Genomic DNA, 15,552 nt, shown 5'->3' with positions numbered 1-15,552 from the left:
TTCATAAGCTATTGGCACAGTGCCAAACAGATCTTGTTCTGCAGGTTGCGCATAGGACCGTTGGAGAGTCCGCCGTTGCAGATGACCGAGAAACAGAGCAGATGACCGTTGGAAGCCGTGAGGTAACCCGCCAGCGAACTGACACCTTTCACCGTACCCGTCTTGGCCCGCACATTGCCGGCCGCAGCCGTGCCGCGCATCCGTTTCCGTAAGGTTCCGTCCACTCCCGCTATCGGCAGAGCCTCATGCAGGGCTTCATAGATTTCCGGATGCTGATAGGCATACCGCAGCAGCCTTGCCTCAAGTTCGGTACTCACGTAATTATACAGAGAGAGACCGGACCCGTCAGCCACATAATAGTCACGGGGATTCAGCCCGATACGGCTGAAGAGAGAATACGCATACTGCCGTGCCTGGCGTGCCGACGCCCACCGTGTACCGCCGCTGGCAGCCAGCTGGTAGAACAGCGACTCGGCATGGAGATTGTCGCTCACCTTCATCATGCGGCGGAGCACCTGGCGGACGGAGTGCGTCTGCATCGTCAGCAGCCGGGCACTGTCAGGAAGCTGCCGGTCGGCGGTAATACCGTTCACCGTTACGCCCGCCTCCGACAATCGGCGGCGGAAACGGTCGACGAAGTCATCCTTGCGATCGACAAGCAGCGGCGAGAGCACAGGATTCTTGTCGTCCCAGCACCAGCCTTTCCCCAGCCGGTCGCGGTCCTTAAAGGAGAAGTCGGTATAGAGATTGCCCTCTACACACGTGATGCCATGATTGCGTATGACACGTGCCATCTCCGCCAGGTCCGAGGACGAGAGCATCGGATCCATACCGCCCACACAATAGAGGTCGCCATGCAGAACGAGTGTGGAATCATCCATTTCGCCAGTGCAGTAAACACGTGTCCGGAAATCGTAGTCGGCTCCGAGCCTGTCCAAGGCTGCAATGGCAGTGACGCACTTCATCGTGGAGGCCGGGCGCAGATGGAGGCGTTCACGGAACTGATAGACAGGTACATCATCGGTCAGATCCCAAACCATCACACTCGTCTGCACTGTCTCCAACAACGGGCTGCGGAGTATGCCGTCCAGCCGCATCACGGCATTCTCCTTCCAGCTGAGCAGGCTGTCTGTAGAGAAGGCCGGGATAATACTGTCCGTATCTTCTTCCTCGCTGATGGAATCGTCGTTCTCCGGCTGTACTGCAAAAGCCTTCGAGACGATGGTGTCCGCAGCCATCGTGCTGTCTAAACTGACCTGCGCCTGTACCGGCAGGCTTAACACGACACCGAGAAGCAGTGCCGGGAAGAGTCTCAATCTCATTTCTCTTTCGTTTCTATCCGTTTTCCAAGGGCTGACAGGAAACCGTCCATATTATCAGGCTGAACGCTGACAACGCTTCCGTCCTCCAGTTCTATCAGTGCGTAGACACCTAAACGGAAGGCAAACGGACGTTTCCCTATCTTCTTTATCTTCTTCAGTTCTATCCGTCTTGTCTGGCCGACCCGTCCTGTCTTCACCTGCAGCACACCGTCATCAGTCAGCACATATTCCGTATGGATGGCACGGTCCACAGCCCTGATGGTCACGACAACAAGGAGGACACCGAGGACAATCATCAGACTGTTCGTCCTGTTCCACAGACAGGAAAAGGATCCCAAGCCAAACACCACGATGGCTCCTGCGTCGTTTATCGTCACTTTATGTCGGAAAGTTCTCATATTGTGCAAAAGATTATTGGCCTTATCGCCCTTGTCAGGCGAATAAGACCAATAAGATCAACAAGGCTTCTCAGCCCATAAGCCATCATTCTAAACCAGCGTTGCGATAACGTCCTCACGGCTGCCCGGCAGCATATCGATGACCGGTATCTCCGGCATTGTGTAGCAGCCCGGTGCAAGGCGGAAGCTGGCACGCGCCACATTCACGAGCACCTGCGCCGTAAGAGCCGGATTGTTGATGCTCATGTCGAACGAGAAACGCTGATTGTGCGTCTTCCCGCTCACGCCCTTGCGTGTCATGTGAACGCCATGCCCGACATCGTTCAGGGCAGCAACGCTCGGTACGGCAAACACGTGCAGCTCGTCGTGGGCGAAGTAGTCGTCGGCCTTGATTTCCTTGGTTACCTCCTCGAGGGTCGCCCCCTCTTCCAGTTCCACATAGACCATACGGCGGTGGATTCCCTCGCCGAGAGGAATGGTCATGGACAATGCGTCCCTCACCCCTTTCTTGCTGCGGGCAACGACAGAGTGTCCCATGGAACGGCCCGGACCGAAGTTGGTATAGGAGAGGCCTTCCGGTGCAAGGCTTTCCAGCAGCACACGTACGATAGAATCAGAACCCGGATCCCAGCCTGCTGAAATCACGCTGACGGTATTCGTGCGCTTGTTGTTCTCCATCTGCTTCGTACGGTAGTCGAGGATAGAGCCGTGAATGTCGAACGAGTCAACGGTGTTGATACCCAGTGCCGTGATTTTCTCGGAATATTCCGGACACTTGCGGGTAGGTGTGGCAAGAATAGCTACGTCCACATCCTTGAGCTTGGTAATGTCGTCAACCACCTCATACGGAGTAAGTTCCAGAGGTTTGTCCTTGTCACCCTGACGGCGTACGATACCTGCAATCTCGAAATCCCTTGCGGCTTCCAATGCCTGAACACTGTACTGACCGATATTGCCATAGCCCACAACGGCTGCTCTGATCTTTTTCATATTCCTTTTACCTTTTATAATTAGTACTCTTTATACATCTGCAAAAGTAATGTTTTCTTTGTAGAAAGTATTGCCTTGCGGCATATTTTTAACACAATTATATAGTAGCCACCCGTTGGCGGAATTAATTTAGTGCGTATTTAATTCTTCCGATGGGTTTGTTATTAATAAAGTTGACATATTGTAATATGGTCAGCGCACTAATTTTCCCGATTATTCGGGCAAACAGACCATTTGTTATTTTCGCATAATTCCTGATAACCAAAAATTGATCTGTGAGTTGTGAGAAGAGAGTTTCAATCCTTTTTCTGGCTTTGGCAAAAGGGATTAATTTTGGTTTCCAATTCTTTTGGTTCAGCCTATATGGACATTCCAATCTAATGTGAGCCGTTTGGAAAAGATCGAGTTGAACATCAGCCCCTATATATCCCTTGTCGCCATAGATGTTACAGTCATGATAGACCAGCTTGACATCTTTCATATAATTGAGGTCATGCACGCTGGCCTTTGACAAGTCATAGGAGTGTATCACCCCACTTAACCCACAGAGTGCATTGAGTTTATAGCCAAAGTAATACATATTTTGAGATGCACAGAAGCCGAAATCCGGTGCTTGTGAGAAATCTCCCATTCGCCCCATCTTGCAACGCTTCCCTCTGGCAACCCTGCATACGGCTATCGGCTTGGAATCTACGAAGAATTGAGTTTCCCCACCGTCCATTTGGGCAGCGATTCTCTTTCGTATGTCTTCGCATAATCCTGCGGTATTCTTTCTACGGTCGTTGAATTGCCTGCGAGATATGAGGTTAGGTATTTTGTCTTTGTACTCCTGAAGCTTATAATCAAAAAGCCATTTTTCACTATCAATGCTCTCTGATTCCGCTGTCAAGGACAAGGCAACGACCTCCAAATCTGAAAATTTTGGCATGGGACCACGACGGGGTATATTTCCCTGCTCATTGACAAGGTTGTGAGAGAATTGCTTGCATATCTCAAGGATTTTGACGAATTTTGTGTATAAGTTGCACATACGAGGATTTGTACTTAATGGTTTTGACTTCACTAAGTTACTGAAAATCAACGACATGTGCAACTTTTTGTATATCATTATAGCTACATTTTAATTCCGCCAACGGGTAGTAGCCCTGTCCCCACATCTCCTCCCTCTGGAGAGAGAGGCATGAAAAGCTCTGTCTGTCTTGCCATTCAGCTGTAACAGGGGATATCTGTCAGAAGACAGACTCCTTGACAGAAGAGAAATGCAAGGGGGGAGAGTCTTACTTTTGTATTGATTATTTACCAATCCGTCTATCGGGACATTCACAACAGGATCCATCAGTCTGCAGAACTGGTAGAGGAAAGATTGAACTGCCGGAGAAGAAGCCCTTGCATTCCGCATAATCAGCTTATAATCACACACATACATCCCATAACTGAAAAGGTGCTTAGTTGCAGTGTTATTAAGCCTCAATTGAAGCCCAGAAAGGCCTTAGTTGCAATGCAAGTAAGCCTTACTTAGAATGCTGTGAGTGGTCAGTTACAATGCAACGGACTCTTTACAGCCTGTTTCCCGGGTGTCTTGACGTGTGAAAAACAATGCTTCCAGCCCTTTTGATTGTAAAGTTATTTCTAAACCAGAACGCATCATCAGCCCCCTCCGCAGCTGACCAAAAAAAGCAAGACAGAGACAGCGAAACCACTTGAAAATCTCCCGACGACAACCAGTGCTGACCGAGAGGAAGGCAAAAAGGCTATTGGGGCGGACAGTGACGAGTGGACATAAGCCATGAAAAGTGGTGGAAAAGCGGTGACGAATTAATAAAGGCAAGCGGTAATCAAGCCCTTCCTTCAGAGGAGGAGGCTGGTGGACAGGTGGTGGACAGAGCTAAACATTCAAGATAGAAGTGCAATGTTTGGTGTAGAGGAATATCACTCCGGGGACGGCGCAGGTATTCTTGGAGCGTAGCGGAAAGAGGTGGACAGAGTGTTCACTTGCCTGCTTTTTATACATTAACATACAATAAAAGCTAAACCACATCGTTATTAAATCTGTATATACAAAAAGCCTTGCCACGGCAAGGAGCATATTTTTATTGGATTATGATAGAATACATCAGGGGCGAACTCGCTGACCTGACACCTGCTTTGGCGGTCGTCGAGGCACAGGGGGTAGGTTATGCGCTGAACATTTCGCTCAACACTTATAGTGCCATACAAGGCAGGACACCTGTGAAACTCTATGTACACGAGGCGATCATGACCGGCGGCCGCGACGACAGCTACACCCTCTACGGCTTTGCCAGCAGGCAGGAACGGTCACTCTATCGTCTGCTGATCACCGTCTCGGGTGTCGGAGCCAACACCGCACGCATGATCCTCTCGTCTCTGACACCTGCAGAACTGTGCAACGTCATTGCCAATGGGGATGAAAAGATGCTGAAGACGGTCAGGGGCATCGGACTGCGCACGGCACAGCGCATCATCGTCGACCTGAAAGACAAGATCATGCAGAGCGGTATCGCCGACGAACTCCACGTCAGCAGCCAACCCGGTACGCCGGCTGTCAACACTGCCATCAAGGACGAGGCCGTCAGCGCACTGACCATGCTGGGCTTCTCCCCTGCCCCATCGGCCAAAGTCGTCGTAAGCATCCTCACCGACCAGCCCGACCTTCCTGTGGAACAGGTCGTCAAGCTGGCGTTGAAGATGATAAAGTAAAGCCTCCCCCGGTCCATCATCGTTTATCACTGCTCATTACCGTCTATCATCGCTTATTACCGCCCACACATCCCCTCCTCCGGAGAGGCTTAAGGAGACCTTCCATCACCTGTCCTCTTGAAAAAAAAGCATTACATATCCCTCTTTGTCATCATGCTTCTCGGCAGTATCTGCCTGCTGGGGTGGGGACATCCAGCCCTCAACTTTACACCATTCGCAAAGCCGGTCAGAGCCGTTGCACCCCCGGACACCGTCAAGAAGGCGAAGACGGCCGAGGTGGAGATTGACGAGGAGAAGATTCCCGACTCGCTGCTCCATCCCCGATGGAAGGTGCAGCGCACTACCCCTATTACCTACGACGACCTCAAAGAGAACTCCACCGATCTCATCCGTCCGGAGAATATGCGGCAGACCGTAGAATACAACGACTCTCTCGATCGCTATATCATCGGCAACAAAATCGGCAACAGCTACGTGATGGCACCGATTATGATGACGCCGGAAGAATACCGCAGATGGACGGAGAAACGCAGCTTTGCCGATTATTACCGATCGAAGAACCAGGAGATACTGAGGGAGAAAGGAAAGGACAAGTTCGACTTCACGGACATGCACTTCTCCCTCGGACCGGCCGAAAAGATCTTCGGCCCGGGCGGCGTACGCATCAAGACACAGGGATCGGCAGAGCTGAAGTTCGGCGCCAATATCAAGAACATAGACAACCCGTCGCTGCCCATCCGCAACCGCAAGACGACAGCGATGGACTTCGACGAGAAAATCAATGTCAATGTGAACGGAAAAGTGGGTGACAAGGTGAACATGAGTCTGAACTACAACACCGATGCGACGTTCGACTTCGACACGCAGAATTTCAAACTGAGATATGAAGGTAAGGAAGACGAGATCATCAAGCTCGTTGAAGGCGGCAATGTCTCCTTCCCTTCCAACAACTCGCTCGTGCAGGGGGCATCGGCACTCTTCGGCATCCGCACAGACCTGCAGTTCGGCAAGCTGAAGCTGCAGACGGTACTCTCGCAGAAGAAGAGTTCCAATAAGAGTGTCAGCTCACGGGGCGGCAGACAGCTTACACCGTTCGAGATCGACGCTGCCGATTATGAGGAGAACCACCACTTCTTCCTCTCCCAGTACTTCCGCGACAACTATGACGCGGCGATGAAATCGCTGCCGAACCTCAAGACAGGCATAACCATCAACCGTGTGGAAGTATGGGTGACAAACAAGACAGGAACGACCAGCAACACCCGCAACATCGTAGCACTGACCGACCTCGGCGAGAACAGGAAAGTGAGCCGCACCGACCTGTGGGGACCAGGCTCCGGTCCCGTCCCGACGAACAATGCCAACACTGAGTACAGCACCCTTACACAGACCTATCCTGCCGCCCGCGACATCGACCAGGTGACAGGCATCCTCGACGGTGCAGGACTGGTGGGAGGCAACGACTACGAGAAACTGGCCAATGCCCGCCTGCTTGGCAGTTCGGAATATACGGTCAACACCGCCCTGGGATATATCTCGCTGAGAAGCGGACTGCAGACCGACCAGGTGCTGGCGATTGCCTACGAATACACCTACGGAGGCGTGACCTACCAGGTGGGAGAGTTTGCCAGCGACCACACGAACATCAACGAGGCCCTCTTCGTCAAGTCATTGAAGAACACCAGCAACAACCCCAGGCAGGGAAACTGGGATCTGATGATGAAGAACGTCTATTACCTTGCCTCAAACATCGAGCGTGACAAGTTCCGCCTTGACGTGAAATACCAGAGCGATACGACTGGTGTCTACCTTTCTTATATACCGGAGCCGCAGGTAAAAAGCCAGACGCTCATCAAACTCCTGAATGCCGACCGGCTGGACAACAATAACAATCCCCATCCTAACGGCTACTTCGATTACGTCGAGGGGTACACCGTCAGCAACGGACGTGTCTTCCTGCCGATGGCGGAACCGTTCGGCAGGGGACTACGGAAAGCCCTGACTGACAGAGGCGTCACAGCAGCCATTGCAGACAAGTATGTCTTCGAACAGCTTTACGACTCTACAAAGACCATCGCCAAGCAGATTGCCGAGAAGGACAAGTTCATGCTCACAGGGCAGTACCGGGGTACGGCGGCGAATGTCATTTCCCTCGGGGCTTATAACGTACCACAGGGATCGGTGATCGTGACGGCAGGCGGTGTGACCCTGAATGAAGGCTCTGACTACAGTGTCGATTACAGTGCCGGAGAGGTAACCATCCTCAATCAGAGCATCATTGACGCCGGAACAGCCATCAATGTCTCCCTGGAAAGCCAGAGTGCCTACCAGCAGGAACGCAAGACAATGATCGGCGTGAACTGGGAATACGACTTCTCCAAAGACTTCCAGATCGGCGGTACGTTCATGCACCTGTCCGAACAGCCGTTGACAACCAAGGTGAACATGGGGGCAGAACCGCTCAACAACACCATCTGGGGACTGAACATCAACTGGAAGAAGGAAAGCCAGTGGCTGACGAATATGCTCGACAAGATTCCGTTGCTGCACGTCAGTCAACCTTCCTACATCACATTCTCCGCCGAGTTTGCACAGCTTCTGGCCGGACAGAGCAAAGGAACACAGGACAACGCCTCCTATCTGGACGACTTCGAAGGGGCGAAGACGACCATTGACGTAAGCCAGCCGACATCGTGGATCATCTCCAGCGTACCATCCGACTTCCCCGAGCATACGGACAAGACGACCCTCAACAGCGGTTATAACCGCAGTCTGCTGGCATGGTACAACATCGACCCGCTCTTCACACGGCGCAGCAGTTCGCTGACACCGGGACATATCAAGAGCGACCTCGACCAGCTCTCCAACCATTATGTACGCGAAATTCCGGTAAGCGAGCTGTTCCCGAACCGTGACCGGAACTACAGCGGTTCCATCTCTACGCTGAATATCCTGAACCTCGCCTATTATCCTTCCGAACGCGGACCGTACAACTTCAATCCGAACATAGACATCAACGGACACCTCACCCATCCTGCCGGTACATGGGGAGGCATGATGCGCAAGCTGGACACCAACGACTTCCAGACCGCCAACATCGAATACATCGAGTTCTGGCTGCTCGACCCGTTCATCTATTCCAACCGGCTGCCGAATGCCAGCCAGTATGGCGGCGACTTCTACATCGACCTCGGCGAAGTGTCAGAAGATGTGCTGAAGGATGGCAAGAAGTTCTATGAAAGCGGTATGCCGGTAGACGGCAGCCAGTCGTGGACGACCACACAATGGGGTAAGATTCCGACGCAGAGCACCGTCACCTATGCCTTTGCCACGTCAAAGGGCAGCCGTGCCAAGCAGGACGTGGGCTTCAACGGTCTGACGGACGAAGAAGAACGACAGTTCGCATCCTATCAGAACTTCCTCACCGCAGCCCGTGCCAACACCAATCAGGCCGTCTTCGATTCTATCTGGGCGGATCCGGCCAACGATGACTACCACTATTTCCGTGGTTCAGACTGGGATGCGAAGCAGGCTTCCATTCTCGAACGCTACAAGCGTATCAACAACCCACAGGGCAACTCACCGGACAATGACAACAACAACGAGCGTTACGACACCTCGTACAAGACGACGCCCGACGTGGAGGATATCAACCAGGACTACACACTGAACGAATACGAGAAGTACTATCAGTACCACGTCAGCATCCGTCCGCAGGACCTCGTCGTTGGCCGGAACTACATTGTCGACAAGCGAGTAGCCTCTGCCTCACTGCGCAAAGGCGGTTCAGAACCCGTCACGTGGTATCAGTTCCGAATCCCGCTGGAGGAATTCCAGAAACGTGTAGGCAACATCAGCGACTTCACCAGCATCCGCTTCATGCGTATGTTCCTCACAGGTTTCGAGAAACCCATCGTCCTCCGTTTCGGCACGCTCGACCTCGTCAGCGGCAAGTGGCGGCAGTATCAGCAGAACCTCACCAACTCTGCCAGCAATACAGGTACGATGTCGGTAAGTGCCGTGAGCCTTGAGGAGAACAACGACAAGGTGCCCGTGAACTACATCCTGCCGCCGGGCATCCGCCGTGGACAGGATCCGAACCAGCCACAGCTTGTCGAAGAGAACGAGCAGTCACTCTCCATGGTCGTCAACAACCTGGGTACAGGCGAGTCGAAGGCTGTCTACAAGAACACTACCCTCGACCTGCGCCAGTACAAGCGGCTGCAGATGTTCGTACACGCCAACGCCTTCGAACAGAACACGACCAACCTGACTGACAACCAGCTGGCTGTGTTCATCCGTCTGGGATCGGATTACAAGAACAACTACTACGAGTATGAAATCCCGCTGAAGCTGTCGGCTCCGGGACATTATGATATGTACACCGGCCATGACCGCCGCATCGTATGGCCCGAGGAGAATATGCTTGACATCCCGCTGAAGCTGCTCACCTCCGTGAAGAAACAGCGCAACCAGGCACGGAGTGCAGGAACGGCAAGCTACAACCGGGCTTTCTCCGTCTACGACACCGACCGTCCTGCCAACAAGGTGACGGTGATGGGTAATCCGACACTCGGTGAAGTGAAGACGATGATCATCGGTGTACGCAACCTTTCCAGCAGTCAGAAAAGCGGTGAAGTATGGGTGAACGAACTTCGCCTGCTGGAATTCAACAACGAAGGCGGCTGGGCGGCAAGAGGACAGCTCAATCTCCAGCTGTCCGACTTCGGTACGGTGGATGTCAATGCCAGCCACAGCACCGACGGATTCGGCGGTCTGGAACAGGGTGTCAACGAGCGACAGCAGGAGACGAAGACGGATGTGTCGGTCACCACGAGCCTTGAACTGGGCAAGTTCTTCCCCGACAAGGCCAAGGTGTCCGCACCTTTATATTACAGTGTCACGAAGAGCGAAAGCCGGCCTAAGTACAACCCCCTCGATACGGACATGGAACTGAAGGACGCACTCGATGGTGCCGCCAGCCGTCAGGAACGGGACTCCATTGAATCAATCGCCGTCACCAAACGGCTGACGACGAACTTCTCGCTCTCGAACGTGCGTGTAGGCATCCAGACCAGAAACCACCCTATGCCGTACGACCCGGCCAACTTCGCCCTATCCTACAGCCATTCCCACTCTCATACATCGGGTGAGACGACCGTCTATGAGAATGAGGACAACTGGCGGGGCGCACTGAACTACAACTGGACACCGGTGTACAGGACCTGGGAGCCGTTCAGACGGCTGATCAAGAGCCGGTCCAAATGGTTCGACATCCTCAAGCGGTTCGGACTGAACTGGCTGCCGCAGAACATCACGTTCAACACCGAGATGGTGCGCAACTACTACGAACTGCAGGAACGGGACATGGAATCGACAGAGAACAATATGCTGCCGCTCACCTTCAGCGAACAGTTCCTGTGGAACCGTGACTTCGCCCTGCGCTGGGATCTGACACGCAACCTGCACATGAACTTCCAGAGTGCGACACACGCCGAGATAGAAGAGCCTTACACACCGGTCAACAAAGACCTCTACCCCGACCGATACGAGGCATGGAAAGACTCGGTGTGGACGAGCATCAAGCACTTCGGCACACCGCTCGACTACCAGCAGAACTTCACGCTCTCTTACCAGCTGCCGATCAACCTGCTGCCGATCTTCGACTGGGTGAATGCGGATGCCAACTATACAGCAGCCTATACCTGGGTACGCGGAACAAAACTGGAAGACGGGACATCACTCGGCAACACCATCACGGCCAACCGCTCGCTGAACATCAACGGTTCGTTCAACCTCGAACGGCTCTACAATCATGTGCCTTTCCTCAAGAAGACCAACGAACGATTCAACCGCACACGTCCTGTACGCCCCAAGCTGACCGATGAACAAAAGAAAGCCGAAAAGGAAAAGAAAGAGAAGAAGCCGAAAGACAAAGACGAAGAGAAGAAAAAGGCTCTGCCCCGCAACCAGAGAAGCTTCGAAAAGGAGATTGTCATCAATGCCGATTCCGCCGTCCTCGTATCACACGGCAAGAAGACGAAAAGGCTCATCGTCTCTGCCAAGGACGAGCGGGGAAAGACGTTGAAGATAAAGTGGCGCAAGGTGGGCGATACGCAGGTAAAGGTATTCAACCGCACCGACTCTGCCATCCGCATGAAACTGACCGTCACCCCCAAGGAACCCCTCGACAACAAGGGCTGGTACAAGACGGCACAGTGTGTGGCACGTGCGCTGATGATGGTGCGCTCGGCAAGTGTTTCCTATCGAAACCAGTACGCCATGGCACTGCCGGGATTCATGCCGACTGTAGGCGATGCCTTCGGACAGACACGCGGAATGGGAGCACTGTCGCCGGGACTGGACTTCGCCTTCGGCCTAATCGATGACGACTATATCGGCAAGGCACGGGACAACAACTGGCTGCTCATGAACGACAGCGTGGCCACACCGGCTACGACCAATCAGACCGAGGACCTGCAGATACGCATGACGCTGGAGCCGTTCAAGGACTTCAAGATCGACCTTACCGCCAGCCGGATGAAGACCACCTCACGGAGCATCCAGTACATGTATGCCGGCAACCCGACCACGCAGAGCGGATCATTTACCATAACCACCCTGTCACTCGGTACGGCCTTCGAGAGTCTGGGCGATGCCAACAACGGCTATCACAGTGCGGCATTCAACCGTTTCGTGCAGTCGCTCGACGGCTACCGCGACCGTGTGGAGGCGCAATACCGCAACGCCACCTACCCTGCCTCCTTCGGCGGCGGACACTTCGACCCGACAGTGGGAGCCGTCAACAAATACAGTGCCGACGTAATGGTGCCTGCTTTCCTCAATGCCTATACAAGCATGGGCGGCAACGGACTCAACATCTTCCCTGCCCTGCGCAGTCTGCTACCCAACTGGACAATCCGTTACAGCGGACTGTCACGGCTGCCTTTCTTCGAGCAGTTCTTCAAAAGCGTCAACATCAATCATGCCTACCGAAGCATCTTCGCCATCGGCTCTTACCAGAGCTACAGCACATGGCAGGAATACATGAACGGCCTCGGATTCATCGCTGATGCCACGACAGGCAATCCCATTCCAAGTTCGATGTACAACATCTCACAAGTGAGTATCAACGAGGCATTCTCACCGCTCCTCGGAATCGACCTCACCTTGCAGAACAACCTCACGGCACGCCTGGAATACCGGCAGACACGTGTGCTCTCGCTGTCCATGACAAGTGTGCAGCTGAATGAGGCCTCCTCAAAAGACTGGGTCGTAGGTGTCGGTTACCGAATCAACGACTTCAACCTCTTCAACAACGGGACACGCCATGTAGCAAGAAAGAAGAAAAAGAACATGGGAATTTCACAGCAGGACAACAGCTCGTCCCGTCAGGACAACGGACTGAACCATGACCTCAACCTCCGTCTCGACATGAGTTACCGGCGGCAGGCATCGCTCACCCGCGACATTGCCTCACTCGCCTCTTCGGCCTCAAGCGGCAACACCGCCTTCAAGTTCGCTTTCATGGGCGACTACACCTTGAGCCGTCTGGTAACGGCCAGCCTCTATTACGACCTGCAGATCAACACTCCCCTGCTCTCGTCAGGCAGTTACCCGACGACCACCCACGACTTCGGTGTAAGTCTCCGGCTCAGTCTGACGAGATAGAAACGGAAAACAGTCCTGCCAAGCTGTAGAAGCATGACAGTACAACCGCCCAATGTCCATGAAAAAAGCCTGCTGGTAAATCTGCTGCCGCATGGGTCTACAACGCCTATAATATAAAGGAGGTTATGTGCTTCCCAAACTATCATAAGCAAAATACCGGATGATTGTCTAGCAATCATCCGGTATTTTGCTGTGCGCCTGACAGGACTCGAACCTGCACAACGTAAGTTACTAGATCCTAAGTCTAGCGCGTCTACCAATTCCGCCACAGGCGCATAACGGCTGCAAAGTTACGGAATGTTTAAGAAACAGCCAAATGTTTGCGAACATCTTTTCCAGCTGTTTCGGGTCAGCAGCAGTAGCTGAATCTCCCACAAGGGTCTATACTTCTCCACTCGCTCCCGAGGAGGGGTACATGGCAGCCAATGAGTAAGGGATGACGACAAGCAGGGGGACAAACCTTAAGGGGAGCAGACCGGATGAGTGGTAACAGAACTGTCCTGACCGGCTTCCATGATGCGCTTCCCTCATTTAGAGGGGTTGGGAGAGGTCTTCAGCAGATCCCTTGCAAACTCGATGATCGTATCTCTGCCACGTGCGAAATCCTCGGAGGTGAGGTCTACCTTATGATCGGGATCAATACCGAACTCGGTCATCTTCCTGTCACGGTCGTACATCGGGCAGGCGGAGAAGCGGACACCCCAGCCATTGGGAAGTTCAGAAGAGAAGGGCAGACCGGCACCGCCGCCGGTACGGTCGCCTACAACGGTAACACCGGGGCAGCACTTCATATACTTCACAAACTCGTTGGCAGCCGAGAAGACGCTGCGGTTGGTCAGTACGACAACCGGTTTCTGCCAACGCACCCCACGTCCCGGTTTCAGATATTCCGGGCGCAACGAAGAGAAGTCGTCATGCCCCTTCCCCGTCTTGTGCTGCATATAGCCCACAAGCAGCTCCTCGTTCGTAAAGCGGGCTGCCAGTTCCTCCGCATTGTTCACGTTGCCTCCGCCATTGTTGCGGACATCCACAATCAGTCCCCGGCAGGGCTGCAGGTGAAGGAGAACATCATCCAGGTTGCCTGCACCGATACCGTTTTGGAAACTTTCACAGCGCAGGTATCCGATGTTGTCGTCAAGAATGGTATAATCCATCCCGCTTGCGATGAGATAGTCGGTCTTGAGATACCTGCGTTCAAGTGAGTCGGAATAGTTCTTGGGGTAATCCTCATGCCAGGCCCAATAGCGGCCGATGTTGAAAGAGGTATACAGATTGACGTGTCCGTCCTTCAGTTCGGAGAGCATCTTGGTCATCACCTCGAACTGCTGCTTCGCCGTCATGGACGCATCGAACTGCCGGGCATAACGGCTGTGTACCTCCTGCCAGTCAACACCTTTCTGCGAGAAGAAGCAGTAATGCTCGTCCATGATACGCCACAACGCCTCGAAGTTCCCCTGCGGATCATCGGGAAGTTCGTCATTCGTAACACAACCGGTGACCGTACCGAGCAGGGTAAGTGCGGAGATAGATGTTTTCAGAACCGTATGGAACAGCTTTCTCATGGAATAATCTTGTTGATGGAGAATTTACGTACAATGCCCAGCACGACGAGGCTGCTCCATGCGTGCTGGCGCAGACCGTTGACTTTTGCCTGCTGGTAATCGCCCAGATAGCCGATGCGGATGGTCGTATGGCGAAGCGTAAAGTCGAATGTCAGCAGCTGACGGAGGGAGGGAGCAGAGACAGGTGTCGTGACAACGAGGTTGTGGTCGTAGTTTCCACGGGTGAAGATCTCGTAATAGCTCTGTCCGTAATTGGGTGAGAACATCAGTCCGAGGAGCGGTGCCTGCAACTCATAACGCAGCTGGAAAGGACAGTTCCAAAGGTGGAAACGATAAGCAGCGACGGCATCTGGGGCAACATTCACCTGTCCGTAAGCCTGTGCGGGATTGTTGGAATTGCGGGTGTTGTAAAGGAAGCCGAGCCTTGTATCAATGCCGCCGCCTGCCTTCAGGCACAGTTCTCCTTTGCCGAGCTCCCACCTCCCGAGGGCATAGTACCAGCTGTACTGGAAATTGTAGAAACCGCCAAGTTCATTGTTGTTGTCTTTCCGATTATGGACCGACAGCAGCTGGGCCTGGTGTACCAGCTCACGGGACAATCGGCTGCCGTTCTCACGTACAGAGTGGGAGACATACCGCAGCTCCGTGCCACGGTATTCTTCTGGCGAGAGGTAAGTGTCGAGTACGTTTACGGTGCCGATACCGAGCATCTGTACATTGGTTATCACCTTGTGGCTGCGCAAGGTATCCTGTGCAACGACAGGTACAGACAACAGCAGACAGAGAGCGGGCAGCAAGGAGGTTTTCAGGTTCATGAGTCGATGTTTTGGAACAGGAAGAGGGTATCAAAAGCAGGGACACACCGTCTGTGCGCCCCTGCCTATGTCAGTC

At 53.3% G+C, this 15,552-nt stretch carries 8 protein-coding genes and 1 tRNA gene; 2 read left to right on the top strand and 7 right to left on the bottom strand.

Features of this window, described 5'->3' with window-relative positions:
* Window positions 1–8 precede the first annotated feature (8 nt).
* The 4 genes from dacB to DYH27_RS01690 all read right to left on the bottom strand — a co-directional run bounded on the left by dacB (window position 9) and on the right by DYH27_RS01690 (window position 3,815).
* The gene (gene dacB, locus DYH27_RS01705; protein ID WP_025067984.1) at window positions 9–1,322 is read right to left on the bottom strand and encodes a D-alanyl-D-alanine carboxypeptidase/D-alanyl-D-alanine endopeptidase; all 1,314 of its coding nucleotides are present in this window, start codon (window positions 1,320–1,322) and stop codon (window positions 9–11) included.
* On the bottom strand, window positions 1,319–1,720 hold the full coding sequence (locus DYH27_RS01700; RefSeq protein ID WP_025067983.1) for a PH domain-containing protein: 402 nt from the start codon (window positions 1,718–1,720) through the stop codon (window positions 1,319–1,321). Before DYH27_RS01700 ends, dacB begins: the two co-directional genes overlap by 4 nt.
* Before the next feature lie 90 nt (window positions 1,721–1,810).
* The gene (locus tag DYH27_RS01695; RefSeq protein ID WP_025067982.1) at window positions 1,811–2,710 is read right to left on the bottom strand and encodes a diaminopimelate dehydrogenase; all 900 of its coding nucleotides are present in this window, start codon (window positions 2,708–2,710) and stop codon (window positions 1,811–1,813) included.
* 124 nt (window positions 2,711–2,834) lie between these two features.
* On the bottom strand, window positions 2,835–3,815 hold the full coding sequence (locus DYH27_RS01690) for an IS982 family transposase (RefSeq protein WP_044112721.1): 981 nt from the start codon (window positions 3,813–3,815) through the stop codon (window positions 2,835–2,837).
* 995 nt (window positions 3,816–4,810) lie between these two features.
* On the opposite strand from DYH27_RS01690, the gene ruvA reads away from it, so the two are divergent.
* Window positions 4,811–5,428: a Holliday junction branch migration protein RuvA gene (ruvA, locus tag DYH27_RS01685; protein ID WP_025068176.1), complete on the top strand. Its 618-nt coding sequence runs from the start codon at window positions 4,811–4,813 to the stop codon at window positions 5,426–5,428.
* A 117-nt stretch (window positions 5,429–5,545) separates the two neighbouring features.
* On the top strand, window positions 5,546–13,099 hold the full coding sequence (gene sov / locus DYH27_RS01680; RefSeq protein ID WP_029216656.1) for a T9SS outer membrane translocon Sov/SprA: 7,554 nt from the start codon (window positions 5,546–5,548) through the stop codon (window positions 13,097–13,099).
* 193 nt (window positions 13,100–13,292) lie between these two features.
* Here the strand turns inward: sov and DYH27_RS01675 are convergent.
* The 3 genes from DYH27_RS01675 to DYH27_RS01665 all read right to left on the bottom strand — a co-directional run bounded on the left by DYH27_RS01675 (window position 13,293) and on the right by DYH27_RS01665 (window position 15,476).
* A tRNA-Leu gene (locus DYH27_RS01675) sits at window positions 13,293–13,374 on the bottom strand.
* A 252-nt stretch (window positions 13,375–13,626) separates the two neighbouring features.
* Window positions 13,627–14,661, bottom strand: coding sequence for a S41 family peptidase (locus DYH27_RS01670; RefSeq protein ID WP_004351658.1), 1,035 nt, complete (start codon window positions 14,659–14,661; stop codon window positions 13,627–13,629).
* Entirely contained in the window at window positions 14,658–15,476 is an 819-nt protein-coding gene (locus DYH27_RS01665; RefSeq protein ID WP_004351697.1) for a DUF3316 domain-containing protein, read from the bottom strand. The genes DYH27_RS01670 and DYH27_RS01665 overlap by 4 nt, the downstream gene beginning before the upstream one ends.
* Between the last annotated feature and the right edge of the window lie 76 nt (window positions 15,477–15,552).

Source organism: Prevotella denticola, from assembly GCF_900454835.1.
GTDB classification, from domain to species: Bacteria; Bacteroidota; Bacteroidia; order Bacteroidales; family Bacteroidaceae; genus Prevotella; species Prevotella denticola.
The sequence above is the reverse complement of the archived record's forward strand: the minus strand, read 5'-3'. Positions and strand labels throughout refer to the sequence as shown.

Excerpts from the sequence above, each read along its gene's own strand:
- ruvA (WP_025068176.1), top strand. The coding sequence starts at position 4,811 with ATGATAGAATACATCAGGGGCGAACTCGCTGACCTGACACCTGCTTTG.
- DYH27_RS01695 (WP_025067982.1), bottom strand. The coding sequence starts at position 2,710 with ATGAAAAAGATCAGAGCAGCCGTTGTGGGCTATGGCAATATCGGTCAG.
- DYH27_RS01665 (WP_004351697.1), bottom strand. The coding sequence starts at position 15,476 with ATGAACCTGAAAACCTCCTTGCTGCCCGCTCTCTGTCTGCTGTTGTCT.
- DYH27_RS01700 (WP_025067983.1), bottom strand. The coding sequence starts at position 1,720 with ATGAGAACTTTCCGACATAAAGTGACGATAAACGACGCAGGAGCCATC.
- dacB (WP_025067984.1), bottom strand. The coding sequence starts at position 1,322 with ATGAGATTGAGACTCTTCCCGGCACTGCTTCTCGGTGTCGTGTTAAGC.
- DYH27_RS01670 (WP_004351658.1), bottom strand. The coding sequence starts at position 14,661 with ATGAGAAAGCTGTTCCATACGGTTCTGAAAACATCTATCTCCGCACTT.